Origin of the sequence: Nonomuraea sp. NPDC049152 (assembly GCF_040648355.1) — a bacterium.
In the GTDB taxonomy this organism is placed as follows: domain Bacteria; phylum Actinomycetota; class Actinomycetes; order Streptosporangiales; family Streptosporangiaceae; genus Nonomuraea.
Map to the genome: position 1 here is coordinate 1 of NZ_JBEZDO010000036.1, position 26,353 is coordinate 26,353.

Below are 26,353 nucleotides of genomic sequence, written 5' to 3' on the forward strand. Positions count from 1 at the left end.
AGCCCACCGGCCCCGCAAGGCCGCCCTATGAGTTCAAGGGCGATCGTCAAGCATGTGGTGGGACGGAACCGTCAAGCATCACGTGGGTCTAGACACGTCGAAGCGAAGCAGCTATCGATCTTGAATGGAATACACGCGACTGGCAGACGTGACGGCAGAGATACAGGTCAATGGCCCTGTGCGGGCCGAATGGCGGCTCTTTCAGGCGGCAAGGGCGTACGAAGAATCTTCCCTGCATGAAGTGAACCGCTTGTTGTAGTGGTTCTGCATCGAGACGAACTTCGTCCAGCCGTTGGCCTCGGCGGTGTGCTGGGCCTTCGAGAACTGCCACGCCCACATGGACGAGGCGCCGATGTAGCGGGCCTTGCCGGCCTTGACCACGTCGTGCAGCGCCTCCATGGTCTCCTCGATGGGTGTCTCGTCGTCCCACCGGTGGATCTGGTACAGGTCCACGTAGTCGGTGCCGAGCCGCTCCAGCGAGGCGTCGATCGCCGCGTGGATGTGCTTGCGGGAAAGACCGCGGTCGTTGGCCGCCCTGCCGACGGGGAAGTAGACCTTCGTCGCGAGGACGTAGTCCTCACGCCGGGGGAAGATCTCGCGGAGCAGCCTGCCTGTCACGACCTCGCTGGCGCCCGAGGTGTAGACGTCGGCGGTGTCGAAGAAGGTGACGCCGGCCTCGGCCGCCCGCCGCACGATCGGTTCGGCCTGCTCCTGCGCGAGCACCCATTCCCACTCCTTGGGGTCGCCGTAGCTCATCATGCCCAGGCAGATCCTGGAGACCTTCAGCCCCGTCTTCCCAAGCCGCATGTAATCCATGGATGTCACTTTATGGGGGCTTGATGCCACGACTAGCGATCAGAACCAATTACCGGGAATGCACATCTAACCCGGAAACGACTCGGGGGCATACACAGGTGAGGTGTTCATGGTCTCGGTCAAGCGCGCAGCAGCCAGACTCCTGTTCGGATCCCGCTACGACAAGGTGCCATGGGGGCAGCGGGTCTACGTCCGACCTGGTGAGCGCCTCATCCGCGAAGCGCAGTGGCGCATCAGGATCGCGGGGGCGAAGACCGTGCCCCTCGCCGAATACCAGCGGAAGGTGCCGCTCGGGGAGATCGAGGAATTCCTCTCCTGCATGATGTGCGGCGAGTCGCACCAGCAGCCGATGTTCGAGCCGACGGGCGGAAATGGCTGGCGCTACCGAGTCGTCCGCTGCCCCTCGTGCGGCTTCCTCTACCGCAATCCCAACGTCAGGCCCGAACGGCTCGGCGACCTGTACGCCAACTCCTACAGCAGCTTCCTGACCGGCGCCTACGCCGCCAACAGGCAGCGCCGCTACCGCCTGACGATGGACGCCTTCTCCCCGGTGTTCGACGACGGCAAGGGCAGGCGGCTGCTCGACTTCGGCTGCGGCGCGGGACTGTTCCTCGAACTGGCCGAGCAGCGCGGCTTCGACGCCGTCGGCGTGGACCTGTCGCCCGACTCCGTCGAGCAGGCCAACGCCAGGCTGTCGCACGCCAAGGCCTACTTCGGCGCGCCCGAGGACGTGCCCGAGATCGCGGCGGGCGGGTTCGACGTGATCACGCTGTGGTCGGTGCTGGCGCACCTGCCCCGGCCGCTGGAGGACTTCGAGCGGTTCAGGAGCCTGCTGGCACCGGGAGGGGTGCTGCTGATCCTCACGGTGAACGCGGGCTCGCTGCTACTCAAGGCCTACGAGTCGGCGTGGAGCGGCTTCACCAAGAACCACCTCATGTTCTACTCCTCGCGCACACTGCCGACGCTGCTGCGCCGTACCGGCTTCGCGGGCGTGGCGTACGCGCCGCACTACGGCGACACGATAGAGGCGGGCACCACGCAGCTGCCCGAGGCGATGCGCGCCAGGCTGCGGCGCGCCGTGGAGAGCAGCGACGGCGGCAACATGATGCGGGCCCTGGCCTTCGCCGACGCCAAGGCGATCGAGAAGTGGGGCGGGCCGCTGGAGGTCCGCGGGCTCAAGGAGTGATCATCGTCATGCCCGGGACCGACCCGATCGAGGCCAGCGCCTTGCCCGCGTCGGCCAGGCCGATCGTGCGGGTGACGAGCTGGTCGGGGTGGAGGATCCCCGCCCTGATCAGCTCCAGCATCGGCCCGTAGGCGTGGGCCGCCATGCCGTGGCTGCCGAGCAGGCGCAGCTCGTGGGCGATCACTCTGCCCATCGGCAGCGGCGTGCGCTCGTCCGGCAGCAGGCCCACCTGCACGTGGCGGCCCCTGCGACGCAGGCTCTCGATCGAGGCGGCGGCCGCCGAGGGGCTGCCGAGCGCGTCGATGGACAGGTGAGCGCCGCCCCTGGTCAGCTCCATCACCTGGGCGGCGGCATCGCCTGAGGAGGCGTTGACGAAGTGGGTGGCGCCGGCGCGCTCGGCCAGGTGGAGCGCGTCGCCGCTGACGTCGACGGCCACGACTCTGGCCCCCGCCGCGGTGGCGATCATGATGGCCGACAGGCCCACGCCGCCGCAGCCGTGCACGGCCACCCACTCGCCCGGCTTGGCCTCGCCGACGTGCGCGACGGCGCGGAAGGCGGTGGCGAAGCGGCAGCCGAGGCTGGCCGCCGTGGTGAAGGCCATCTCCTCGGGCAGCGCGATGAGGTTGACGTCGGCGTGGTCGATGGCGACGTAGTCGGCGAAGGAGCCCCAGTGGGTGAAACCGGGCTGCGTCTGGCGCTCGCACACCTGCTGCTCGCCCGCGGCACAGGCCGCGCACGAGCCGCACGCGCAGATGAAGGGGACGGTGACCCTGTCACCCTCGTGCCACTCGCGCACGTCGGAGCCGACCGCCGCGACCACGCCCGCCAGCTCGTGTCCCGGCACGTGAGGGAGCGAGGTGATGTCGGGGTCATGGCCCTGCCAGCCGTGCCAATCACTCCTGCACAAGCCCGTCGCCGCCACCTCGATCACCACGCCGTGGGCAGAGGGGGAGGGGTCGGGCGCCTCCCGCAGGTCGAGATCGCCGCCGAACAGGTCGAACATCACCGCGCGCATCTCATGAGCTTAGAGTGACCTCCCGCAACCTGCGCAAGGCCTGGTGAGAGGCAGAACCGGGTTCGGTGGTGTACAGGACGAGCCGCAGGTCCTCACGGTCGGGAACCGGCAGGACCTGGCAGATCGCGTCGATCACGCCGACGACGGGGTGGGTGAACTGCTTGCGCTGCTCCCTTCGCACCCGCACCTCGTGCATCGCCCACAGCCGCGCGAACTCGGGGCTGAGCGCCAGCATCTCGGCGACCAGCGTCTGGATGGCCGTGTCGTCGGGATAGCGGCCCGCCGCCCAGCGCAGGTCGGCCACCGACGCTCGGGCGAAGCGGCTCTTCTCCTCGTCGCTCAGGTGCTCGGCCAGATCGGGGGAGCTGAAGACCCAGCGGATGACGTTCATGTTCTCGATCGGCTGGCTGTCGAGGTCGCCCATGAGCGTGCTGGCCAGCGGGTTCCACGCCAGGATGTCGTACCTGGCGTCGAGGACGTAGGCGGGCACCTCCTCGAGGAAGGCGATCAGGTGCATGATCGGCTGCGGCACGTCGCCGCGCCTGCGCGCGGGCTCCAGCGTCTGCCCCGTCAGGTGGAACAGGTGCGCGCGCTCGTCCGTCGACAGCATCAGCGCCCTGGCCAGCGCGTTGAGCACCTGCCGCGAGGGGTGCGGGCCCCTGCCCTGCTCCAGGCGGATGTAGTAGTCGATCGACATGCCCGCCAGTTGCGCCACCTCCTGCCTGCGTAGTCCGGGGGTACGGCGGCGCTCCCCGCCGGGCAGGCCCACCTCGCCCGGCGTCACCCGCTCCCTGCGGCTGCGAAGGAATCCGGCCAGCTCTTCACGGTTCATACCGGCCAGTCTTCATCAGGTCCGCGACGCGTGGGTGGTACCGCCGATCCCAGCCTCCTCAGGTCTCTCCCGCCCCGTCACCGATCGCGCGAGGGTGCAGGACATGACCACAGCACTCATCACAGGCGCCAACAAGGGCATCGGCTTCGAGATCGCCAAGCAGCTCGGCGAGCGCGGCATCACCGCGATCGTCGGAGCGCGCGACGAGGAGCTCGGCAGGGCCGCCGCCGAGCGGCTCGGCCAGCCGTACGTCAGGGTGGACGTCACCGACCCAGCCGGCGTGCAGACCGCCGCGAAGTGGATCGAGCAGGAGTACGGCGCGCTCGACATCCTCGTCAACAACGCGGGCATCACTGTCTGGCAGGAGGACGCCAGGCCCAGCGTCACCTCGGCCGACGTCCTCCGCCAGGTGTACGAGGTGAACGTGTTCGGCGTCGTCACCGTCACCAACGCGATGCTGCCGCTGCTGCGCCGTTCGGCGGCGGGCAGGATCGTCAACATGTCGAGCGAGCTCGGCTCGCTCACGATGGCCATGGACCCCGAGACTCCCTGGTGGCCCTTCAACCTGGTCGCCTACAACTCCTCCAAGACCGCGCTCAACATGGTCACCGTGTCGTACGCCAAGGAGCTGCTGGAGACCCCGATCAAGGTCAACGCGGCCAACCCCGGCTACTGCGCCACCGACCTCAACGCCAACACGGGATTCCGTACGCCGGCGCAGGGCGCGTCGATCGCCGTCCACCTGGCCACACTCGAGGCCGACGGGCCCAGCGGCACTTACCTGCAGGACGACGGCCCGATTCCCTGGTGAGGTGTGGACCCTTGCCGCTCGGACAGTAAGGGGGCATGGGACAAGAGGTTGACAAGGAGCGGTTCTCCGAGGCCGAGTACACGCGCTTCGGCGAACGCCTGACCGAGCAGCTCGCCGAGCTTCGCGAGAGGCTCAATAGACCGGGCTTCGGGGACGGACCCGCGACGATCGGAGCCGAGCTCGAACTCTTCCTGATCGACCGGCGCGGACTGCCGCTGCCGCGCAACGCCGAGGTGCTGGAGCTGCTCGGCGACGATCGGCTGACCGTGGAGCTCGGCCGCTACAACGTGGAGGCCAATCTCACACCGCTGCCGCTGGCCGGGCGCCCCTTCGAGCTGCTGGCGGCGGAGATGCAGGAGTTGACGAAGGCCGTCGACGGCGCGGTCGGCGAGCTGGACGGCGGGGGAGCGGTGCCGATCGGCATCCTGCCGACGCTCGGCACCGGCGACTTCACCCAGGCCGCCATCAGCGACGAGGCCCGCTACCGGGCGCTGGCCAGGGGGATGCGGCGGCTGCGGCTCGAGCCGTTCATCGTCAGGATCGACGAGCTGGAGCTGGAGGTGCAGGACGTCGTCCTGGAGGCGGCCAACACCTCCTGGCAGGTGCACCTGCGCACCCCCGCCTCCTCCTTCGCCAGGACCTACAACGGGGCCCAGCTCGCCATCGGCCCCGTGCTCGCCGCCTGCGGTAACTCGCCGTTCTTCCTCGGCAGGCGGCTGTGGGAGGAGACCAGGATCGCGCTGTTCGAGGGCGCGGCCGACGACAGGGACGTCGGCCGCCGCTTCCGCAGGGACGGCCGCGTCACCTTCGGCTCCGACTGGGTGCGTGAAGGGGCCTATGAGCTGTTCGAGTGGTACGTGCGCGACTACGACCCGGTGATCCCCTCGCTGTCGTCCGAGGGGGAGCTGGCCGAGCTCAGGCTCCACCTGGGCACGGTGTGGCAGTGGAACAGACCCGTGTTCGACCCCGTCGACGGCGGCCACCTGCGCATCGAGTTCCGCGCCCTGCCTGCCGGGCCCACCTGCGCCGACATGGCCGCCAACACCGCCTTCCTGCTGGGGCTCACGCTCGCGCTGGCCGAGAAGGACCTGACCGAGCTGCCGTTCGGCGACGCCTACCAGAACTTCTACCGGGCGGCCATGAACGGCCTGCAGGCCAAGCTCACCTGGGAAGGGCGCGAGGTGCTCGCCGCCGACCTGGTGCTGTCGCTGCTTCCCGAGGCCAAGGCGGCGCTGCTCAAGGCGGGCGTCCAGCCGTCCGACGCCGACCTCGACATCATCGCCCAGCGGGTACGGCTGGGCCGTACGGGAGCGGTGTGGCAGCGGGAGGCCATGGCCGAGCTGGGAGGTGACAGCGAGGCGATGGTGAGGCGGTACCGCGAGAACGCGCTAACCGGCCTTCCCGTGCACATGTGGCGTTAACCGAACCAGAGACCCCTTGCGTTCGTCAAACTATCCCAAAGGAATAGTAAAACGAGGGTCGAGGGGAACATGGCTTCCAAGGGGATGGTCCCGGCCGACAAGGCGCCTTTCACGCTGCGCAGGGCGACGGGGACCCTGGCAGAGGGCGCGGCCAAGCTGGCCGCCGACATCGGAGCCGCCGCGGTCGAGGCCGTGCTGGCGCAGGCCAACAGGAAGGCGGTGCGCAGGGGGGCGGCGGGCGCGCTCGGCACGATGCAGCCGAGGCCCGCCGACTGGTACGCCTTCGACGAGAAGGACAACGACACCACCGACTGGTATCCCCAGGGCCTGACCTGCGGGGAGGACTCGGGCTCCGCCGGGGTGCCGGTCTTCGTTGCCAGCTGGTACTTCAAGCCGGAGGCGCCGGTGCCCGAGCGGGGGATCAGGGTGACGTTCATGAGCCCCGTCACCCTGCGCTACCAGCACGCGCTGCTCGTGGAGGCCAAGCCCGACGGGTCGTACGGGCCCATCAACATCCACGCGGGCGGCGTCGCGTGGTACGGCGACCAGCTCTACGTCGCCGACACCACGCGGGGGCTGCGGGTCTTCGACCTGAACCACATCCTCGACCTGCGGACCGCGCAGAACGACCTCGGGGACGCCGCCCGCATCGGGCGGGCCGGCGGGAAGTTCCACGCCTTCGGGTACCGGTACGTGATCCCCCAGACGGACTTCTGGCGGGTGGTGTCGCAGGGGGCGCACTTCTCGTTCGTCGCCGTCGACCGCAGCACCACCCCGCACGCGCTGGTGTCCGGCGAGTACGTCGAGGACGCGCCCACCGGCAAGGTCGCCAGGTGGGACCTCCCGCTGACGGACGGGGTGCCGAGGGACGCCTTCGCCATGCCGCACGCCAAGATCCAGGGGGCGGTGTCGTCCGGCGGGAAGTGGTACCTCAGCCAGGCGGCCGACGCACGCACCAACGGCAAGCTCATCGTGGACGCGGGCGGGACGGTGACGGTCCGGCCGTTCCCCATCGGGCCGGAGGACCTGACGGTGTCGGGCGGGCGCGTCTGGAGCGTCACCGAGTTCAGAAACCGCCGCGTCATCTTCGGCGTCCCCCTCTAAGGCTGCGACGTCCCAGGCGTCATCGACCGGTCCTCGTATAGGCAGCCTCTCACGCCCCCTGTCTAGCTGCGGGAATGCCACAGATGACGGCTGTTGGGGCCGACCTTGCCGACAGGCCGGCGCGGGTCGGTCGCACTACCAGCGATCTGCCCGGGGGTGGCACCCGCTTCCTGGCGCATGGCGACAGCTCCTGGCCGCCCACATGAAGGGGCTGTCGTCGCTGTGAACTCCTCGACGAGCTCCGCGGCCCGGGAGCGAGCGCGGCGCGCGGCCGTCGCCGGCAGGCCTGGCTCGGCCAGGTGCCGGGACCGTGGTGTGCCTGCGCCGGACGATGTCTATCCCGAAGCTTGGGGATACCCCCGCGTCCGCCGCCTTCGCCATTCTCAGGGAGCGGCCGAGAGGCACCGCGGCGAGGGCGAGGGATTTCTGTGAAGCACATCAATGACTACGACCGGTTCTATGTCGCCGATCCGGATTTTTTCGAGGCCCCGGACAGGATTCCGGATGGGGACACCCGTCTCCCTTTCTTCTCGGCGGATGTGCCCGCGGGCTGGCGGCGTGAGGAGAACGGGTGGTGGGTTCGGCTGAATCCGTCCACCGAGGCAGGTCCCGAACAGGGGTGGATGATTCATGTTTCGGTCGCCGAGCATCTGGTCGAGCGCACGGTCGAGATCGTGGGCGGGTACTGCCTGAAGCGCTCGATCGGATTCGAGGGCATCCGCAGCCGCCGGGCCGCCCGCGCGCTGAACGCCAAGCGCGCCGACCGCAGGCGAAGCGGCCGGCTGATGACGCTCTTCCCGGCGGACGAAGCGCGGTTCACGACCGCACTGCTCGACCTGGACGCCCTTTTGAAAGGACAGCCGGGCCCCTATGTGCTGGGCGCGCTGCGGCACGGCTCCGGCCCGCTCTATTGCCGATACGGCTCGTTCGCCCCGGCCACCGAAACCGACGAGCACGGCGAACCGGTGAGCAGACTGCGCTGCCCGGATGGCCGGTCGGTCGTGGAGGACAGCGCTCCGGTGTTCCGTCCACCCGACTGGATCTCCGTCCCGGAGGTGCTGGACGCGGATCTGCGAGCGATGCGCGAAACCGTCCAAGGCGGGCTCCCGTACCGCATCGAGCGCGCCCTGGCGATCACCAACGCGGGCGGCACGTATGTGGGCGCGGATCGCCTGACCGGCGCGCGGGTCGTCCTGCGTGAGGCACGGCCGCACGCGGGTCTCGACGAGCACGGCGAGGACGCGGCGACCCGGCTCGACCGGCATCGCGCGGCGCTGGAGCGGGCCGCGGGCCTGGAATGCGTGCCGGAACTGCTCGACTACCGCACGTTCGGCGAACACCGGTTCCTGATCGAGGAGTTCGTCGAAGGCGTGCCGCTGAACCTCGCGGTGCTCGCCGGCCTGCCGTTGCTCACTCACCAGGAGGCCGTACGCGAGTCCGGGGACGTCGCCACGTACACGGAATGGGCGATGGACGTCTTAGACAAGCTGCGGGACGCGGTGGACGGACTGCTCGGCCGCGGGATTCGCCTGGGCGAGCTCGATCCCGAGAACGTCGTGATCCGTCCGGACGGGCGCGTCGCACTGGTCGATCTCGAATCGGCGACATCGCTCGGCGATGACCGTGCTCCGGCGGCCGACGACCCGCAGTTCTGCGTCCCCGCAGGTGTCCGTGGAGCCGCGGCGCACGGACATCTGATCGACAGGCTGCGGCTGTGGCTGTTCCTCCCACTGCCGTATCACGAGCGGGCCAAGGTGCGGACGCTGTCCGAGGCCGTCACTCGGCATTACCCGGTGCCGCCCGATTTCGGCGCGAACCTGGTGCGCGTACTGGGGTGCTCCGAGCGCGACTCCGCAGGGGACGCGCTGGACCGGCCAGAGGCGAACTGGCCGAGGATCCGGGACTCTCTCGTCCGCGGCATCCATGCGGTCGCGAGCCCGCATCGGCGGGACCGGCTGTTCCCTGGGACGCCGACGACTCCCACGACGATCGGCGGCTACCCGCTCGGGTACGGGGCGGCGGGGGTTCTCTACGCCCTTGGCCAGGCGGGTGCCGAGATTCCGGAGGAGTACGTCGAGTGGCTGGCGAAGGCGGCCCTCGACGATCCCGCTCCCCTGCCGGGCCTCTACGACGGGCTGCATGGTGTGGCGTTCGTCCTCGACCACCTCGGTCACCGCGAGACGGCACTCACCGTGATCGACCGTTCCCGGCCGCTGGATGAGGCGGCGCGCTCGGCGGATCTCAACGGCGGCCTGGCGGGCATCGCGCTGAACCTTCTCCACTTCGCCCGGGTGACCGGCGACGAGGAGCTGCGGGCCCGCGCCGTACGCCTGGGCGACGACCTCGCCGAACGCGTCCGGGACGGGCTCCCTGCGACCCCGGGCAGGCCGGAGCCGTTCGGCCTGCTGCACGGCCCGACCGGGCCTGCCCTGCTCTTCCAGCATCTGCACGCGCATACCGGCGACCCCCGCTACCTGGACCTGGCCGACGTGGCCCTGCGGCACGACCTCGACCGGTGCGTGACCCGTCCCGACGGCACGGTGCATCTGTTCGACGGCATCCGCTACCTGACGTACCTGCACGGCGGGAGCAACGGCCTGGCCTTCGTCCTGCGGAACCAGCTCCGGCACCGTCCGGCGCCCGACCTGCGAGCGGCGCTCGAAGGCATCAGGCGCGCGTGCCAGCCGGCCTGCGTCCACAACGCGGGACTGTTCCGCGGCCGCGCCGGCATGATCGCGACGCTGGCCGAGCTCGGCTTCGCCGAGGACGGCCAGGCCATCAGGGACCAGGTTCGCCGGCTCGCCTGGCACGCCCGGCGGCACCGCGGACACCTGGCCTTCCCCGGCTTCCGCATGCGCCGGTTGGCCATGGATCTGGCGACCGGATCCGCGGGCGTTCTGCTCGCCCTCAACGCCGCGTTCGGGGAACGTACGGGGATCCTTCCCCACCTCGATTCGCGGACGGCCACAACCGACACCACGGAGGGAGGGAGGTGAGAACCGTGGACCAGATCCTTGCCCTGCAGGAGATGGAGGAGGACTTCGTCTCCGTGCCGTCGAACTGCGTGAGCTGGACGTCGAGCAACACGGCCTTCTGACGCCAGGCGTCGGAAGCGTCCCCGGTGCCGGCCGGTCCTTTCACCGCGGCCGGCCGGCACCGGCCCATCACCTTCGGAGGGGAAATGCTGGCCGAACTGTTTCTTGCGGCGGATCCGTTGTTCGCCGACACCGTGGAGAACGTCGACGATGGCGGGACCAGGTTCCAGCCACCCATGCGAGCCGGATGGACACGGGTGGAAAGCGGCGGCTGGGTGCAACTGGCCAAGCGGGGTACGACCCTGCCGGACCAGGGATGGAAGATTCACGTCTCGGCCACCTCGACCGACGCGGCCAAAGTGATCGACACGGTCTGCGGCTACTGCTTCGAGCACGGATTGAGCCTGAAGTTCCTGCGCAGCAGGCAGATCATGCAGATCGTCAACAGTAAGGTGGCCGCACGCGGGTCCAGCGGAAAGCTGATCACCGTCTACCCGCCCGAACACCTCCTCGAACGGGCCCTGAACGACCTTTCCGAGCTGCTCGCCGGCACCGAGGGTCCGTACGTGCTGAGCGACCTGCGGTGGGATGCCGGACCACTGTACGTCCGCTATGGCGGGTTCAAACCCCGGACCTGCCTTTCCGCCGAGGGCGAGCACGTGCCCGCCATCCGGGACCCGGCCGGGCGCCTGACGCCCGACCTTCGCGGCCCCACGTTCCGGCCGCCGTCCTGGGCACCGGTTCCCCCTTTCATCGAGACGAGGATCGAGGCGAGGCGCGGGAAAGCCCCGGAGCCGTTCCCCTACCGGGTCGAGAAGGCCTTGCGCCTGTCGAACGCCGGCGGCGTCTACCGCGCGACGCAGCCGGAATCCGGCCGTACCGTGGTGCTCCGTGAGGCTCGGCCGCACGCCGGGCTGGACGACGCGGGCGACGACGCGGTCACCCGCCTGCTACGCGCGCGGGCCGTCCTGCAACGGCTGCACGACGTCGACGTGGTCCCCAAGGTCCTCGCTTACCGCGTGCACTGGGAACACCACTTCCTCGTGGAGGAGTTCGTCGAGGGCGAGAGCCTGCTGGACGCCGTCGCCCGGCGGCACCCGCTGCGCCGTCCGGGTCACACCACGGCGAGCCGGGCCGAGTACGCATGCTGGGCGCTGACCATCCTGGAGCGCGTCGAGTCGGCCCTGGCCTGCCTGCACGAAAGGGGGATCGTCTTCGGCGACCTCCAGCCCGGCAACGTGATCGTCCGCCCCGACGGCCGGGTGTGCCTGGTCGACTTCGAGACGGCGCACGAGCTCTCGGATGACCCCGCGTCGGGCCTGGCCACCGCGGGCTTCGCCGCCTCGTGGGCACGATCCGGGTTCGATCCCGACGACTACGCTCTGCAATGCCTGCGCCTGGCCCTGTTCCTCCCCATCACCCAGCTCATCCGGTTGGATCCGGCCAAGATCGGAATCCTGGTGGACGCCGCCGAGGAGCTGTTCCCCGTGCCTGAAGGCTTCGGACGCCGCTTGCGGGAACGTCTCGCCCCGCCTCCGGAGTTCGCGGCTCGCGTGCGGCCCGCGTCCCGGCATCGCGCCTGCGCCCGGCCGCCGCGTCTCCCCGCCCCGTCCTGGCCGGCCACCCGGGACGCCCCTGCGTGGCCGACGATATTGGACGCGATGCGAGACGCGATCGTCTGCAGTGCGACGCCGGGGCGCGATGACCGGCTCTTCCCCGGAGATCCCCGCCAGTTCGAGGGGCAGGGAGCCACCCTCGCCTTCGGCGCCGCGGGTGTTCTCTACGCGCTGCACGCCACGGCACGTACCGGCTACCCCGGTTTCGAGGAACACGTCGACTGGCTGATCCGCGCGAACAGGCGCATCGAGACGCCGCGCGCGGGGCTCTGCGACGGGCTGACCGGAATCGCGTACGTTCTCGCCGAGCTGGGCCGGCACGACGAAGCCCTCGACGCGCTGAGCCGTCTGCGTGGCCTCGACCTTCGCGGGAGCGCGGCCGGTCTGTTCGGTGGTCTCGCCGGGATCGGCCTCGGCCTCCTGCACCTCCGCGACCGGCTCGGCGGGCCGAACGAGGAGGCGGTCCGGATCGCAGAACGGCTGACTCGCGTGATCGACGGAGACGTGAGCGACGTCGCCACCGTGACCCGCCCCGGCCTCATGCACGGCTGGTCGGGCGTCGCACTGCTGCTCATCCGCCTGTACGAGGTAACCGGGCAGGTGCGCTACCTCGACGCCGCCTCGACCGCGTTGGCCAGGGACATCGCCCACTGCGGCGTCCCGGCCGACGGATGCCTCCAAGTACGAGAGGGGACCGACTGGCGCCTGAGCCTCACGCGAGGAAGCGCCGGCATCGCGGTCGCGCTCCGGGAATACCTCGCGTACCGGGCGGATGACGATCACTACCGCCACGTCCTCGATGCCCTCCGCGCCGGGCTGGGGACGGATCTGATGCTGTCCGCCGGGCTTCTCGAGGGGCGTTCGGGAGTCCTGGCCGCCCTGGCACATCTGTCCGGCGCCGACGGCGATCCCGCCGTCGACACGCACCTTCGTCACCTCGGCTGGCACGCGGTCCGCTTCCACCGGCACCTCGCCTTCCCATCGGGTGACCTCAACCGGCTGTCCATGGACCTGGGCACCGGAACGGCAGGGGTGCTTCTCGCCGTCCACGGCGCGCTCGGACTGGGCGGCGCCCCGCTGGCCTGGGCCGGTACGGCCCCCCTGACGACGAGCCCGGCCCGTTGACCCGGCCGCTGACGTCGAGGCGCCCGGCAGGCGGCGCGGACGGGCGGCTGTCCTGCAACCGCGACTTCCTGGTCATGTCGATGGGGAACGGCCTGTCGCAGGTGGGCACGGGCGCGGCGGGCATGGTGCTGCCGCTGGTAGTCCTGCGCTCGACCGGCTCGACGCTGTGGGTCGGCGTGGTCGAGGCCGTCTGGATGGCGTCCGTCGGCCTTGCATGTGTGCCGGCCGGTCCGATCGTGGACCGCTTCGACCGGCGTACCGTCCTGCTGATCTGCGATGCGGGACGCGCACTGGCCAGTGCCGCGCTGGCCCTTGCCTCGCTCGATGGCCGCCCACCGGTCTGGATCCTCTTGAGTGCGGGCGTCGTCCTGGGCTTCCTGGGCGCACCGTCCAACGCCGCGTTCCTCGCCTCGCTCCGCCGGCTCGTTCCCGGGTCACGGCTGTCCACGGCCGTGTCGGTGACGCTGGGGCGTATCCAGGCCGCGAATCTGATCGGCCCGATCGTCGGCGGCTTCCTGTTCAGCGTGTCGCCCAGCGCCCCGTTCTGGTTCGACGCCTGCTCGTTCGTCATATCCGGGGTGTGCGTGTTCGCGGTGCGCAGGTCTTTGCGCGCCACCCCGGCCGCCGGATCCCGGTTCATGAGCGACCTCACCGCCGGATTCCGATTCGTGTGGAGGGAGAGGCTTCTACGGACCTGCCTGCTGACGACCGTGGCGCTCGGCCTGATCCTCCAGGGCATCCTGCTGCTCGTCATCATGGTCAACGCTCAGCGCGGCGCGAGCGGGCCATCGGTCGGCTTCATCGTGTCCGCCGCCACCGGAGGAGCCCTGGTCGGCACCGTGCTCGCCCCCGTCGCCGGAGGCAGGTTCCCGCCCGTACGACTCGTCATGGGCGCCACCGCGGTCACTGGTTGCCTGGTACTCGTCATGGCCACCGCCCGCGACCGGATCGCCATGGCCGCCCTGCTCGCCCTGGCCATGGTCGTCATGTCCATCGCCGGGAGCGTGCTGACCACGACCCGGCTGCTGCGGACACCCGACGGCTTCCAGGGACGGGTGAACAGCGTCTTCAACCTCACTCAGTTCGCCGCGGCACTCGGCCCGACCATGGCCGGCCTGATGCTCGACCGCCTGTCCGGCGGCGCGAGCCTGCTGATCTTCGCCGGGCTGCTGTGGGCCCTGACGCTCCTGCTGACCCTGCTGAAGGTCCCGGCGCCGGAGGCGGCGGCCGGGTCCCCCGATCCCGACGCGCCGGCCCCCGGAGGTCGCGCATGACCGCCTACTCCATCATGATGCCGTTCGCCCCCGCGCGTTCCCAGCAGATCCTGCCCTACGCCGCGCTCACGCAATGGAGCAAGGCGCACCGCCTGTGGCAGGGGCAGGCGGACATCAGCGACCCGAACCAGACCTTCGTGTTCGCGGCGGCGTCGGGTTTCCGCGTCCCGGTCGGGACGGGCGTGCTGCTCATGCCGAACCGCCATCCCGCCACCGCGGCGCAACTCGCTCAGACGCTGGCAATGACCATGGGCCACCCGGTCGTCGCCGGTTACGGTCCGGGTGCCGAGGCCCTCCAGCGCGCCTTACTCGGCATGCCGTATCGGAGCCCTCTGACCGCCACGCGCGAGTACCTGACCATCATGCGCGGGCTGCTGGCCGGGGAGAGGGTCGAGCACGAGGGGGAGTACTTCTCGTGCCGCTTCGCCCTGAGGCCCGTCCCGAGCCCGCCGGTCGAGATCGGCGTGGGGGTGCTCGGACCGGCCATGGCACGGGTCGCCGGCGAACTGGCCGACGTGGCCATCACCTGGCTGGTCCCCGCCGCCCGCCTCCGGGACGTGATCGTCCCCGCGCTTCGCGAGGGCGCCGAGGCGGCCGGACGTCCGGTACCCCGCCTGGTGTCCCTCGTCCCTGTGGCGCTCGACACGGACGGACGCGACCTGCCCGATCTGGTGATCGCCGGGCATTCCGGCCACCTCCGCCTGCCGCACTACGCCACGATGCTGCGAAGGTGCGGTATCGACATCGACACCGCCGACCCGCGCGCCGCCGCGACGGCGTTGATCAAGGGCGGCGCGTTCGTCGGCGGCGGTCTCGCCGACGTCCGCGAGCAACTGCGCCATCATGCCGACGCCGGCGCCGACGAGATCGCTTTGAATCTCTCCGGCGTGTATGTGCGCAACGGCGAGGCGACGGCGTTGCGTGAACTCCACATGATCTTGGAGGAGGTCGCCGCATGAGAGCATCGCCTGATCGGGGAGCCGCGCCCCCTCGGCGGCTCTTCGTTTACGGCACCCCATCCTGGGGGCGACTGACCGTCAGCGCGGCGTGAGGGTGAAGTCGGCCCGGTAGTCGCCGGCGCTCGGGGCGGCGCCCGATCTGGGGTACGGCTTGAGATCGACGAGCCGCAGCTCGTGCCCGGCGACGGTGATCGCCGTCTCGAACCTGCCGCTGGTGTGCAGCTCATGATCGGCGGGCGGTGCCGTCCCGGCGACGATCCGCACCTTCACCACCGCATCGCCCTCCCACACGCACTGCACGCCAGTGGGGCAGCGGCTGTCCTGGCCCACGCCCGTCAACGTCACCGCGAGCTCCTCCCCCGTGAGGCGGGCGGTGTCGCCGGGCGCGAGCGTGAAGACCTTCCCAGGCTCGGCGGCGACCTCACCGCCCGATCCCGCCGTCGCGGAGCCACAGCTCAGCAGCGACAACGGCACGGCCAGCGCAAGAGCCACCATTCCTGATCTCACACGGATCAGTATAGAGACCAGGTGGTTTCGCATGATCGTATGCACGGAGCCCGCCGGGGTTCACGCGTGGAGGCACCGGTGCGGCGCCCTGCGAGAAGGGGGTTCAGGCGTCGAGGTGCCGGTGCAGCGCCCGCCGGTAGTCGCGGTCGAAGTCGTCGTAACGCGCCCGCAGCTCGGCGCCGGGCCATCCCTCGGGCAGCAGTTCGGCCGGCAACAGCGGATCGGCCAGCAGCTGCCGCAGCACCGCCGCCGACACCAGGAACCCCTCGGCCAGCCCCTCCGCCCTGTCGAGCGCCTTCAGCAGGCGCCGCGACTCGACGGCCCAGCCCTCCAGATCCCACAACAACCCCGTCGGGTCCTCGCGCGGCGTGCCGTCCACGAGCGTGCACTGCGCGGCGACGATCTCCGGGAGCCGCCTGATCAGGTTCGCCGGACGTAGCCAGGTGCCCTCACGCAGCTCGGCCAGGCGAAGCGCGGTCATCGTGTGCCGCAGCGCCGCCCTGTCGGCGGGCGCGCGCCGCTCGGCGGTGACGATCGCGATCTCCCACGTGCCGTCCCACGCCCTGGTGTGCGGGGAGCGGCTCTCGTCCTGCCTGGCCTGCCGTTCGCGCAGCCGCTCCGACAGCGCGTATCGCCCGTCCTCCTGCACCAGGTCGCCCGCCGCCACCATCCGCGACAGGGCCGCCCGCACGGTGCCCTCCGCGATGCCGAACACCTCGCCGATGCGCACCAGCGCCCTGCTCGGCAGCCGGGGCGGGTGGCTGCCGAGCAGCGCGCTCAGCACGGCGGAGCGGGCGGTCAGCGTATTACGGTCTTCCATCGCGTGTTGATTATATGTAACACTCCGAGAATGGCGAGCTATCTGATCGAACCCGTCGACCGCCCAGGCGGCCGCTACGACACCTCGCGCTACCAGGGAGCGGCCGGACGCAACTGGTGGTCCTGCGACCCCTCGCTCCAGCTGCTGATGCGCCGCCATCTCGGCGAAGGGTACGGCTGGGCCGAACCCCATCTGTCCCGCCTCGGCGCGCTCATGGGCGGACCGATCGCCGCACACGCGGAGGAGACTGACCGCAACCCACCCCGCCTGGAGAAGTACGACAAGTGGGGGCGTGACATCAGCCAGGTCGTCATGCCGCCGTCGTTCACCGCGGCCCGCGAGGCGCTGATGGCCGACAACTTCACCTCGCCGGAGTTCGCCGCGACCGCCACGCGGAACGGCGCCGCCCCCGCCGCCCTGGCCGCGGCCTGGACGTACCTGCTCGACCAGGCGGACATCGGGATGGGCTGCGCGCTCGGCACCGGCGGGGACATGGTGGTGTCCCTCGCCGAGAAGCACGCGCCCGCCGACGTTCGCGATCGGGTCCGCTCGATCTTCGCCAACGGCTTCTACTCCGGCGAGGCCGCTCAGATGTTCACCGAGCGGACGGGCGGCTCCGACCTGGCCGCGCTGGAGGCCGCCGCCGAGCCGGACGGGGAGGCGTGGAGCCTGACCGGCCTGAAGTGGTTCGCCTCCAATGCCAACGGCTCCGCCTTCGTGGTCCTGGGCAGGCTGCCCACGGGTGACGTGGCGCCGTTCCTGGTGCTGTGGGAGCGGCGCGACGGGTCCCGCAACGCCGTACGGATCAGGAGACTCAAGGACAAGCTCGGCACCCGGTCGGTCGCCTCCGCCGAGGTGGAGTTCACCGGCGCCGAGGCGTTCCTGCTGGCGGGCTCGGGGTCCGGCTCCGGCCTCGGCACGATGATGAAGCTCACCAACGCCTCACGGCTCGGCGTCGCCATGATGGGCGTCGGCGTCGCCCGCCGCGCCCTCGTCGAGTCGATCTGCTACGCCTCAGCGCGCGAGGCCTTCGGCCGTCCGCTCATCGAGCAGCCGCTCATGCGCCGCAAGCTCGCCGAGCTCGTCGTCGAGGTCGAGGCCGCGCAGGCGCTGGTCTTCGACGGCCACCTCGGCCCGCGCCTCCGCCTGGCCCCCGCCCTCGTCAAGCTCCGCACCGCCAGGCTCGGCGTCACCGCGGCCAGCGACGCCATCGAGATCCACGGCGGCAACGGCTACATCGAGCAGTGGCCCGTCGCCCGCCTCCTGCGCGACGCGCAGGTCAACCCGATCTGGGAAGGCGGCGACAACATCCTCTGCCTGGACGTGCGCAGGGCGATGCTGAAGGAGCAGGCCCACCTCCCCTTCCTGGACCGGCTGCGGTCGGCGGCGACGTCGACGCTGGTGCACTCGCGCGCCGACGACCTGGAGAAGGCGATCACCGCGTGGCAGTCGCTCGACCCCGCGCTCGCCGAGGCGAGGCTGTATCCGCTGGCGCAGTTCATGGCGGACGTCTACGCGGCCGCGCTGCTGGAGGAGCAGGCGTCGTGGGGGCTCGACGACGGGCGCAAGAGCGTGGTCGCCCGCCGCTACGCCGAGGCCCACCTGGCCGATCGCGGGCCGCTGCGCGGGATCGACGCCCCTGACACGGACGACTTCGACGCGCTCGTCGCGGGGGCGTTCGTCCGATGACCGTGCGATCAGAGCGGGACGGCCCCGTCACCACGGTGGTGCTCTCCAGGCCCGAGGCCCGCAACGCCGTCGACCGCAAGACCGCCGACGCGCTGGTCGAGGCGTTCACCGAGTTCGAGGCCTCCGACGCCGCCGTCGCCGTCCTGTGGGGTGAGGGCGGCACGTTCTGCGCGGGCGCCGACCTCAAACGCCTCGACAACCACGTCGGCGAGGAGGGCGGCGGCCCCATGGGCCCCACCAGGATGCGGCTGACCAAGCCGGTCATCGCCGCCGTCGCCGGACACGCGGTCGCGGGCGGCCTCGAACTCGCTCTCTGGTGCGACCTGCGGGTGGCCGAGGAGGACGCGGTCTTCGGCGTCTTCTGCCGCCGCTGGGGCGTCCCCCTGATCGACGGCGGCACGGTACGGCTCCCGCGCCTCATCGGCCAGTCCCAGGCCATGGACCTGATCCTCACCGGCAGGCCCGTTCACGCCGACGAGGCGCTGCGCATGGGCCTGGCCAACAGGGTCGTCCCCCCTGGCCAGGCCCGCCAGGCCGCCGAGCGGCTGGCCCACGACCTGGCCCGCTTCCCCCAGACGTGCCTGCGCGGCGACCGCATGTCGGCACTGGAGCAGGAGGGGATGAGCGAGGAGGACGCGATCGTCAACGAGCTCCGCCACGGCATCGCCGCCCTGGGCGAGGCGGCCGAGGGCGCCGCCCGCTTCGCCTCCGGCGCGGGCCGCCACGGAGACTTCCCCGGATGAGCGACGGCGTCCACCGAGGGCCGGCCGCCCGCCTGAACGCCCCGGTCACCGCGGCGCCCCGCGTCACGAAAGAGGGCCGCGGGCAGATCGTCCGCGAGCCCGGGGAACCGCCCCGATCTTGTCGGTGCGCTCACGTATGGTGAGTCCATGCCGGACATCGACGGTGTGACGATCACGAGCCCGGACAAGGTGGTCTTCCCGCAGGGCGGGCGGACCAAGCTCGACCTGGTCCGCTACTACCAGGCGGTCGCGGAGGGGGCGCTGCGCGGCGTCTCGGGGCGGCCCATGATCCTCAAGCGGTTCGTGCACGGCATCGAGCAGGAGGCGTTCTTCCAGAAGCGCGCCCCCGCCAAGCGCCCCGCCTGGATCGAGGTCGCCGAGCTGCGTTACAGGTCGGGGCGGAGTGCCGAGGAGGTCGTCGTCACCGACGCCCGCCAGCTGCTGTGGGTGGTGAACCTGGGCTGCGTCGACCTCAACCCGCATCCCGTGCGGGCCGCCGACCTCGCTCATCCCGACGAACTGCGCATCGACCTCGACCCGGTGCCGGGCGTGCCGTGGGGACAGGTGCTGGAGACGGCGCAGGTGGCGCGCGAGGTGCTCGCCGACCACGGGCTGGTCGCGTGGCCGAAGACCTCGGGTTCGCGCGGCTTCCACGTCTACGCCCGCATCACGCCCGACTGGGACTTCTCGCAGGTACGGCAGGCGGCGGAGGCCGTCGCCCGCGAGGTCGAGCGGCGCGCGCCCGACCTGGCGACCAGCCGGTGGTGGAAGGAGGAGCGGCAGGGCGTCTTCGTCGACTACAACCAGAACGCCTACGACCGGACCGTCGCCTCCGCCTACTCCGTCAGGCCGGTTCAGGACGCCCGCGTGTCCACGCCGCTGACGTGGGACGAGGTGCCGGGGTGCCGTCCTGAGGAGTTCACCATCGACACCGTGCCCAAGAGGTTCGCCGCTCTGGGGGACCCGTGGGAGGACATGGACCTGCACGCGGGCTCGCTCACCTCGCTGCTGGAGCTGGCCGAGGCGCAGGGCCCGCCGCCGGAGCGCACCGAGCTGCCGCTCGTCGAGATCGCCAGGGCCCAGCACAAGGACGAGGCGCTGGCGGGCCTCGCAGCGTGGAAGGCCCGCCATGCCGCCGTCGTGGAGTTCCTCGAGCCCGCCGACGTGCTGGTGGACGGGATGAGGGGTCGCAGCAGCGTGTGGTACCGCATCAGGGTCAACCTGCGGCACGTGCCCGAGAGCATGCGTCCCGAGCAGGAGGCGCTGGAGGTGGACTACAACCCGTGGCCCGCCGACTGGCGCCCGCCCGAGCCCTGAGAACTGGCGACCCGTGCCCTGAGAACCGGCCCGTGCCCGAGCCAGGGAAACCTGCGCCCTAGACCAGGCCCGCCTCCAGGGCGTGGTCCAGCTCGGCGATCACTCCGGTGACGGGGGTGCAGGCCGGCAGGCGCGGGGCGGCGAAGTAGCCGGGCTTGTGCGCCCTCAGCAGCGCCTCGCCGTCCAGCCGCCAGGTGAAGCCGCGCCGCCCCAGCAGGGTCGCGAACACCTCGCCCGCCCGCTCGTCGTCGCGTGCCGCCAGGTGCCTGATCGGCACGGGGGAGACGGCGTCCCCCCTGAGGTAGCGGCTGACGGCGTCGCGGTACCGCCCCCTGGTGACCAGGGATGGGTCGGCGAAGGCCGCCTCGACCGCGCCGAAGTCGGTGTAGTAGCCGAGCCCGTCGCGCTCGTCGAAGATCAGCGCGACGCTCTCCTCCTCGTGGAGATGGTCGGGGAACTCCAGCGACGTGAACTCCCGCATCCGCGCCGCGACCTCGTCACCGCGCAGGACGACCAGGTCGGAGCCGAAGTGCTCGACGAACTGCCGTCGCTGCGCCGCCTGGATCTGCCACGCCTCGGCCAGCAGGGCGGGGTTGCGGAACACCATGGCCGGATCGCGCAGCGCGGCCTCGGCCGCCGCCCGCACGAGCCGCGGCCGCAGTTCGGCGGTGTAGACGGCGGGCGTGGCGCTGATCATCCAGTCGTCCAGGGTGACGGGGATGAGCCGCCCGACCATGAACATCCCCGGATCGAGCACGTCGAAGGCCGCCTCGCCCAGATCGGAGTGAGCGGTGTAGGTCAGCTCGTCGATCATGTTGAACAGGATGATCGCCGAGCCCGCGACGGTGCGGACCTCGAAGACGCCCTCCACCACGTCCTTCCAGCCGAGCACCATGGCCCGTTCGGCCTCGTGCAGCTCGGGGCGCTCGGCCACGAACCTGTCGATCAGCAGGTCGCCGCCGGGCAGGCGGTACTCCAGCGCGAAGTGGTCGAGGGCGAGCGCTGAGGTGGCCTCGTCGGTGATCACCCCGTCGGGGAAGAAACGGCCGTACGCCAGGCCGAGCTCCCTGGTGAACCTTCCTGACACCGCGAACTCCAGCAGCTCTGGTTTCAGCTCCGCGGCACGCGCGAGTAGATCCATGGGCCGACCTTAGCCGCGAGCCTTACCGGCTTGAGGTGATTTTCGGTAACCGGAAAGGGACAGTCTGTTACTCCGGCGGCTGCCCGATGTCCTCGTTCCACACCCGGGGCCACCGCTCGATGAACGCGGCCATCAGCGCGCGGCATTCGGCCGAGTCGACCACCACGACCTCCACGCCGTGGGCGATCAGGAGGTCCTCGCGGCCCATGAACGTCCGGTTCTCACCGATCACCACGCGCGGGATCTCGTAGAGCAGGATCGCGCCCGTGCACATCGCGCACGGCGACAGCGTCGTGTACATGGTCGAGCGCCGGTAGACGTGCGCGCTCCTGCGGCCCGCCCGCTCCAGCGCGTCGGTCTCGCCGTGGCGGATGACGCTGCCCTCCTGCACCCTGCGGTTACGGCCCGCGCCGAGCACCTCGCCGTCGGCCACCAGTGCCGCCCCCACGGGCACCCCGCCCTCGGCCAGCCCAGCGCGGGCCTGTTCGACGGCGATCTCCAGGAAGTCCATGGGCTCACCCTAGGGCGTTGCAACCGGCGTGCAAGGATCACGCCCTACCTTCGGGGCATGTCAAGCCGATGGCTGTTCGGAGTGGCCGCCGCCGCGGCGGCCGCCTCCCTCACGCTCCCCGTCACCGCGGCGCAGGCCGCGGCCCCCGCCGGCGCCCAGCCCACCGCCCCCAAGCCCCTCATCGCGGCCGGCAAGCCGGCTCCGAAGGCCGCCACGACGGCCAACAGGCTGTTCCGCGCGTGGCTGCGCGACGACAGGAGCGCCGCCACCAAGGTCGCCACCCCCGCCGCGGTCGACACGCTGTTCGCCTACGTCTTCCGCGCCCCCGACGAGTTCGCCGGCTGCGTCGCGAACGCCTGCGCGTTCAAGCACACGAGCGTCCGCGTGCCCGGCGAGCTCAACGGCGTCCTGATGGTCGTCTCCGGCGGCAAGGTGACCAAGGTCTACCAGTCGCGCCGCTACTCGAAGGAGAAGGTGGCCAAGCACCTGCTCAACGCGTGGCACAAGGGCGACCGCAACCAGGGCGCGGAGGTCGCCACCACGGCGGCGCTGAAGACGCTGTTCAAGGTCAAGTGGGACCCCCACGGCGTGCCGTACACCTTCCAGGGGTGCGAGAAGAGCGTCTGCTTCTGGTCCTACGAGGGTGGCGCGATGCTGATGCACGTCGCGGGCTCGAAGGCACGCGGGTACGAGGTCAGGTCGATCAGCTACATCGCGGACTGATCGGCCCACCTGTCGGCCCACTGCATGAGCGGGCGCATGGCCTCGACCAGCGCCGTGCCGCTCTCGGTGAGCGAGTAGCGGATCTGCACCGGCGTGGTCGGCCGCACCTCGCGCGCCACCACGCCCGACGACTCCAGCTCGCGCAGCCGCTGCGCGAGCAGGCGTTCGGACAGGCCGGGGACCGCGTCGCGCAGCTCGCCGTACCGCGTCGCGCCTCTGGCGAGCGCCAGCAGGATGACGCCGTTCCACCTGCGGCCCACCAACTCGATCGCGACCTGGAAGTGCGGGCAGTGCCGCAGGAGCGCCTCGGGAGAGGACATCACTTACCTTCCGTAAGTCAGTTATGTACTGTAAGGGCCATGACCGATCTTATGCACGATCTGTGGTTCGGCGCCTTCCTCACCCCCGCCGCCAACGACGCGCACCAGCTCATGCGCCAAGCCGTGCTCGCCGAGGACGCCGGCCTCGACATCATCGGCGTGCAGGACCATCCTTACCAGCCGTCCTTCCTTGACACGTGGACCCTTCTGTCGGTGCTCGCGGCGCGCACCCAGCACATCAGGTTCTTCCCCGACGTGGCCAGCATCCCCCTGCGACCGCCCGCCGTTCTGGCCAGGGCCGCGGCCAGCCTCGACATCCTGAGCGGCGGCAGGGTGGAGCTCGGCGTGGGCTCCGGAGCCTTCTGGGACGGCGTCGCCTCGATGGGCGGGCCCCGCCGTACCCCTGGCGAGGCGGTGGCCGCGCTCGCGGAAGGGATCGAGGTGATGCGCGCGCTGTGGACGCCCGGCGGCCCTGTCTCCTTCGACGGCGAGCACTACCGGCTGGACGGCGCCGCGCCTGGGCCCTTCCCTCCGCACCGCATCGGCGTGTGGATCGGCGCCTACAAGCGCCGCATGCTGGAGCTGACCGGGCGCACCGCGGACGGCTGGGTGCCCTCCTCCAGCTACGCCGAGCCGGAGGAACTGGCCGCGATGAGCGCGATCGTGGACCGAGCGGCGCAGGACGCGGGCCGCGACCCCGCGCTGATCCGCCGCGTCTACAACGTCAACGGCCGTTTCTCGCGGCTGCCCGGCACCGGCTTCCTCGACGGGCCGCCCGCGCTGTGGGCCGACCAGCTCGCCGAACTGGTCCACGCGTACGGCATGAGCGTCTTCGTCATGGCCCCCACCGAGGAGCGCGACCTCAAGATCTTCGCTGAGGAGGTCGCGCCCGCCGTCAGGGAGGCCGTCGGCCGTGAGCAGCGGCAGACGGCGGAGCCGAGGGCGACCACCAGGGCTTCGCTCGACGAGTCGACCAGGCCGCGCCTGCCCAAGCGCGACCTGGCCGAGCTCCCGCCCGCCCAGCGCGAACGCGGCCTGCACCTGGTGAGGATCCACGACGACCTGCGCGAGGAACTGGCCGAGATCCGCGAAGGCGTGGAGCAGGTCGCGGCGGGCCGGGGCGACGTGGCCGAGCTCCGCTCGCTGATCAACCAGCTCACGATGCGGCAGAACTACTGGACGCTCGGCAGCTTCTGCGCCTCCTACTGCAGGATCGTGACCACGCACCACACGATCGAGGACGAGCACATGTTCCCCGCGCTGAGGGCAGCGCAGGCGTCGCTCGCGCCCGTCATCGACCGGCTCGAACAGGAGCACGAGGTCATCGCCGGCCTGCTGACCGGTCTCGACGTCGCGCTCGTCGCCATGATCGAGGACGTCGACGCCATCGACGGCGTTCGCGACGCGCTCGACGCGCTGGCCTCGGCCCTGTTGTCGCACCTCGAGTACGAGGAACAGGAGCTGGTTGAGCCCATCGCCCGGCTCGACCTGGACCTGTGACCCATGACCTACACCTGCGCCATCGCGACCCCCCACGCCCTGGCCACGGCCGCCGCCTCCGAGGCGGTCGCCGACGGCGGCAACGCGCTCGACGCCGCCCTTGCCGCGGCGGCCACCCTCGCCGTCGTCTACCCCCACAACACCTCGGTCGGCGGTGACCTGGTCGCCCTCGTCCGCACCCCCGACGGGCGCGTCAGCTGCGTGAACGCCAGCGGGCCCGCGCAGGCCGACGCCGACAGGGCGGCCGACGAGCTGATCGCCGCCGACCCCGGCATGCGCGAGATCTTCCGCCCCGGCGGCAGGCCGCTGACCACCGGCGACACACTGCGACAGGACGCGCTCGCCACCACCCTCGCGGAGCTGGCCGCCCACGGCCCCGCCACCCTGTACGGCGGGCCGCTCGGCGCGCGCCTGTCGGGCGTCCTCGGCCTGGACGACCTGGCGCGGTTCGAGGTCGAGCGCACGGCGCCGCTCAGCCGTGCCTTCCGCGGCCACGAGGTGCACACCAGCCCGCCGAACACCCACGGCTTCCTGCTGCTGCAGGCGCTGGGCGCGCGCGGGCCGCTCGCCGCGGTCTTCCACAGGGGCATCGCCGACAGGGCCGCGTACCTGGCCGACCCGCGCTTCGTCCCTGTGGACGTGGACGCCCTCCTGGATCCGGCCAGGCAGGACCTCCCCGAGCCCGCGCCCGCGGTCAGCGGCAGGGCGAGCGGCGACACCGTGGCGGTCGTGACCGCCGACAGCGACGGGCTGGCCGTCTCGCTGATCCAGAGCCTGTTCCACGGCTTCGGCTCCGGCGTGCTCGACCCGTCCACCGGCGTCCTGCTGCACAACCGCGGCTCGTTCTTCTCCCTCGATCCCGCCTCGCCCAACGTCATCGCGCCTGGCAAACGGCCCGCGCACACGCTCATGCCCGTCATGGTCACCAAGGGCGGGCTGCTGACCTGGGTCGCGGGAACGATGGGCGGCAAGGCGCAGCCGCAGATCCTCACCCAGGTGCTGCTGCGCCTGTTCGAAGGGGCAGGTCCTGCCGACCCCCGCAGCGACGGATCGGCGGTCGTGGTTCACATGTGATCAGCGGGGTAGTCGTACTACGCCCCCTAGTACCTGTGCGCGGGGGTGATCATGACGGAGGTCCTGGCCGTCCTCGGCCTGCTCTGTAGCTGGTCTCGTTGTGCGTCCCCACCGCCAGGGTCATGCTCTTCCTTGCCTACTATGATCTATCGTAGATACAGGACATGAGGTTCCCCTGTCCAGGGACAACGTCAACTATGGAGAGTCATGGTCAAGATCCGATTGCTGCCCGCCGCCGGTGCGCTGGCGCTGCTCACCGCCTGCGGCCCCACGACGGGCCACGACTCCGCGACGGGACACGAGACGGCGGCCGCACCCAGCGCCGCCGCGCCCGCCATCACGGCGAGCGCCTTCAACGAGGCGGACGTGACGTTCGCGCGGATGATGATCCCGCACCACCGGCAGGCCGTCGAGATGGCCGGGCTCGCGGGGACGCGCGCCGTCGACCCCGAGATCAAGGAGCTGGCCGCGCAGATCAAGGCGGCCCAGGATCCAGAGATCAAGATCATGACGGACTGGCTGAGGGCATGGGACAGGCCCGTTCCCTCCGGTGGCATGGGCCACTCGATGCCCGGCATCATGTCCGAGGAGCAGATGAAGGAGCTCGAGGAGGCCAAGGGGGCGGCCTTCGACAGGCGCTTCGCCGAGCTGATGATCGCCCACCACGAAGGCGCGATCGAGATGGCCCGCACCGAGAAGGCCACCGGCGCCGATCCCGTGGTCAAGGAGCTGGCCGAGACGATCGAGACCGCCCAGCGGGCCGAGGTCGGCCGGCTCCGCCGGTTCCTCGACCGCCTCTGAGTCATCGCTGACA

General features: G+C 70.9%; 23 protein-coding genes. 15 read left to right on the forward strand and 8 right to left on the reverse strand.

Annotated elements, in window-relative coordinates:
• Positions 1–201: 201 nt before the first annotated feature.
• Positions 202–816: an aldo/keto reductase gene (locus AB0B45_RS42705; RefSeq protein ID WP_358143289.1), complete on the reverse strand. Its 615-nt coding sequence runs from the start codon at positions 814–816 to the stop codon at positions 202–204.
• A gap of 109 nt (positions 817–925) precedes the next feature.
• Here AB0B45_RS42705 and AB0B45_RS42710 point away from each other — a divergent pair, with 109 nt between their 5' ends.
• Positions 926–2,002 carry a class I SAM-dependent methyltransferase gene (locus AB0B45_RS42710; protein WP_358143291.1) on the forward strand — a complete coding sequence of 359 codons (1,077 nt, stop codon included), beginning with the start codon at positions 926–928 and terminating at the stop codon, positions 2,000–2,002.
• Here the strand turns inward: AB0B45_RS42710 and AB0B45_RS42715 are convergent.
• Positions 1,992–3,017 carry a zinc-dependent alcohol dehydrogenase family protein gene (locus tag AB0B45_RS42715; protein WP_358143293.1) on the reverse strand — a complete coding sequence of 342 codons (1,026 nt, stop codon included), beginning with the start codon at positions 3,015–3,017 and terminating at the stop codon, positions 1,992–1,994. The genes AB0B45_RS42710 and AB0B45_RS42715 overlap by 11 nt on opposite strands.
• Position 3,018: 1 nt before the next feature.
• Positions 3,019–3,849, reverse strand: a complete 831-nt coding sequence (locus AB0B45_RS42720) for a helix-turn-helix transcriptional regulator (protein WP_358143294.1) — start codon at positions 3,847–3,849, stop codon at positions 3,019–3,021.
• Positions 3,850–3,952: 103 nt separating this feature from the next.
• On the opposite strand from AB0B45_RS42720, the gene AB0B45_RS42725 reads away from it, so the two are divergent.
• The 7 genes from AB0B45_RS42725 (at position 3,953) to AB0B45_RS42755 (ending at position 15,194) form a co-directional block, all read left to right on the forward strand.
• Positions 3,953–4,660 carry an SDR family oxidoreductase gene (locus AB0B45_RS42725; protein ID WP_358143296.1) on the forward strand — a complete coding sequence of 236 codons (708 nt, stop codon included), beginning with the start codon at positions 3,953–3,955 and terminating at the stop codon, positions 4,658–4,660.
• 35 nt (positions 4,661–4,695) lie between these two features.
• Positions 4,696–6,081, forward strand: a complete 1,386-nt coding sequence (locus AB0B45_RS42730; protein WP_358143298.1) for a glutamate--cysteine ligase — start codon at positions 4,696–4,698, stop codon at positions 6,079–6,081.
• A gap of 69 nt (positions 6,082–6,150) precedes the next feature.
• On the forward strand, positions 6,151–7,185 hold the full coding sequence (locus tag AB0B45_RS42735; RefSeq protein WP_358143300.1) for a hypothetical protein: 1,035 nt from the start codon (positions 6,151–6,153) through the stop codon (positions 7,183–7,185).
• A 428-nt stretch (positions 7,186–7,613) separates the two neighbouring features.
• Positions 7,614–10,181, forward strand: a complete 2,568-nt coding sequence (lanKC, locus tag AB0B45_RS42740; protein WP_358143302.1) for a class III lanthionine synthetase LanKC — start codon at positions 7,614–7,616, stop codon at positions 10,179–10,181.
• A gap of 185 nt (positions 10,182–10,366) precedes the next feature.
• Complete coding sequence (lanKC, locus tag AB0B45_RS42745) at positions 10,367–12,961, forward strand: class III lanthionine synthetase LanKC (RefSeq protein WP_358143304.1); 2,595 nt, start codon at positions 10,367–10,369, stop codon at positions 12,959–12,961.
• The gene (locus AB0B45_RS42750) at positions 12,958–14,235 is read left to right on the forward strand and encodes an MFS transporter (protein WP_358143306.1); all 1,278 of its coding nucleotides are present in this window, start codon (positions 12,958–12,960) and stop codon (positions 14,233–14,235) included. Before lanKC (AB0B45_RS42745) ends, AB0B45_RS42750 begins: the two co-directional genes overlap by 4 nt.
• Positions 14,232–15,194: an LLM class flavin-dependent oxidoreductase gene (locus AB0B45_RS42755; RefSeq protein WP_358143308.1), complete on the forward strand. Its 963-nt coding sequence runs from the start codon at positions 14,232–14,234 to the stop codon at positions 15,192–15,194. Before AB0B45_RS42750 ends, AB0B45_RS42755 begins: the two co-directional genes overlap by 4 nt.
• Before the next feature lie 78 nt (positions 15,195–15,272).
• Here the strand turns inward: AB0B45_RS42755 and AB0B45_RS42760 are convergent, their stop codons facing one another.
• Positions 15,273–15,701 carry a hypothetical protein gene (locus tag AB0B45_RS42760; RefSeq protein WP_358143310.1) on the reverse strand — a complete coding sequence of 143 codons (429 nt, stop codon included), beginning with the start codon at positions 15,699–15,701 and terminating at the stop codon, positions 15,273–15,275.
• 103 nt (positions 15,702–15,804) lie between these two features.
• Positions 15,805–16,521, reverse strand: coding sequence for a PaaX family transcriptional regulator C-terminal domain-containing protein (locus tag AB0B45_RS42765; protein WP_358143312.1), 717 nt, complete (start codon positions 16,519–16,521; stop codon positions 15,805–15,807).
• Between the two features lie 30 nt (positions 16,522–16,551).
• Here AB0B45_RS42765 and AB0B45_RS42770 point away from each other — a divergent pair, with 30 nt between their 5' ends.
• The 3 genes from AB0B45_RS42770 to ligD all read left to right on the forward strand — a co-directional run bounded on the left by AB0B45_RS42770 (position 16,552) and on the right by ligD (position 20,270).
• Entirely contained in the window at positions 16,552–18,210 is a 1,659-nt protein-coding gene (locus AB0B45_RS42770; protein ID WP_358143314.1) for an acyl-CoA dehydrogenase family protein, read from the forward strand.
• Entirely contained in the window at positions 18,207–18,953 is a 747-nt protein-coding gene (locus AB0B45_RS42775) for a crotonase/enoyl-CoA hydratase family protein (protein ID WP_358143316.1), read from the forward strand. The genes AB0B45_RS42770 and AB0B45_RS42775 overlap by 4 nt, the downstream gene beginning before the upstream one ends.
• A gap of 147 nt (positions 18,954–19,100) precedes the next feature.
• Entirely contained in the window at positions 19,101–20,270 is a 1,170-nt protein-coding gene (ligD, locus tag AB0B45_RS42780) for a non-homologous end-joining DNA ligase (protein WP_358143318.1), read from the forward strand.
• A gap of 58 nt (positions 20,271–20,328) precedes the next feature.
• Here ligD and AB0B45_RS42785 read toward each other — a convergent pair whose 3' ends face one another.
• On the reverse strand, positions 20,329–21,411 hold the full coding sequence (locus AB0B45_RS42785; RefSeq protein WP_358143320.1) for a hypothetical protein: 1,083 nt from the start codon (positions 21,409–21,411) through the stop codon (positions 20,329–20,331).
• Between the two features lie 67 nt (positions 21,412–21,478).
• Positions 21,479–21,922: a nucleoside deaminase gene (locus AB0B45_RS42790; protein WP_358143322.1), complete on the reverse strand. Its 444-nt coding sequence runs from the start codon at positions 21,920–21,922 to the stop codon at positions 21,479–21,481.
• 57 nt (positions 21,923–21,979) lie between these two features.
• Here AB0B45_RS42790 and AB0B45_RS42795 point away from each other — a divergent pair, with 57 nt between their 5' ends.
• A complete protein-coding gene (locus AB0B45_RS42795; RefSeq protein WP_358143324.1) occupies positions 21,980–22,645 on the forward strand; it encodes a hypothetical protein in 666 nt (221 codons plus the stop codon).
• Here AB0B45_RS42795 and AB0B45_RS42800 read toward each other — a convergent pair.
• The gene (locus tag AB0B45_RS42800) at positions 22,630–22,965 is read right to left on the reverse strand and encodes a helix-turn-helix domain-containing protein (RefSeq protein ID WP_358143326.1); all 336 of its coding nucleotides are present in this window, start codon (positions 22,963–22,965) and stop codon (positions 22,630–22,632) included. The two genes, AB0B45_RS42795 and AB0B45_RS42800, sit on opposite strands and share 16 nt — an antisense overlap.
• 39 nt (positions 22,966–23,004) lie before the next feature.
• Between AB0B45_RS42800 and AB0B45_RS42805 the strand changes: the two genes are divergently transcribed.
• The 3 genes from AB0B45_RS42805 to AB0B45_RS42815 all read left to right on the forward strand — a co-directional run bounded on the left by AB0B45_RS42805 (position 23,005) and on the right by AB0B45_RS42815 (position 26,340).
• Positions 23,005–24,465 (forward strand): LLM class flavin-dependent oxidoreductase, encoded by a 1,461-nt coding sequence (locus AB0B45_RS42805; RefSeq protein WP_358143328.1) that lies wholly within the window; start codon positions 23,005–23,007, stop codon positions 24,463–24,465.
• Between the two features lie 3 nt (positions 24,466–24,468).
• On the forward strand, positions 24,469–25,539 hold the full coding sequence (locus AB0B45_RS42810; RefSeq protein ID WP_358143330.1) for a gamma-glutamyltransferase: 1,071 nt from the start codon (positions 24,469–24,471) through the stop codon (positions 25,537–25,539).
• A 207-nt stretch (positions 25,540–25,746) separates the two neighbouring features.
• A complete protein-coding gene (locus AB0B45_RS42815) occupies positions 25,747–26,340 on the forward strand; it encodes a DUF305 domain-containing protein (RefSeq protein WP_358143332.1) in 594 nt (197 codons plus the stop codon).
• The last annotated feature ends 13 nt before the right edge of the window (positions 26,341–26,353 follow it).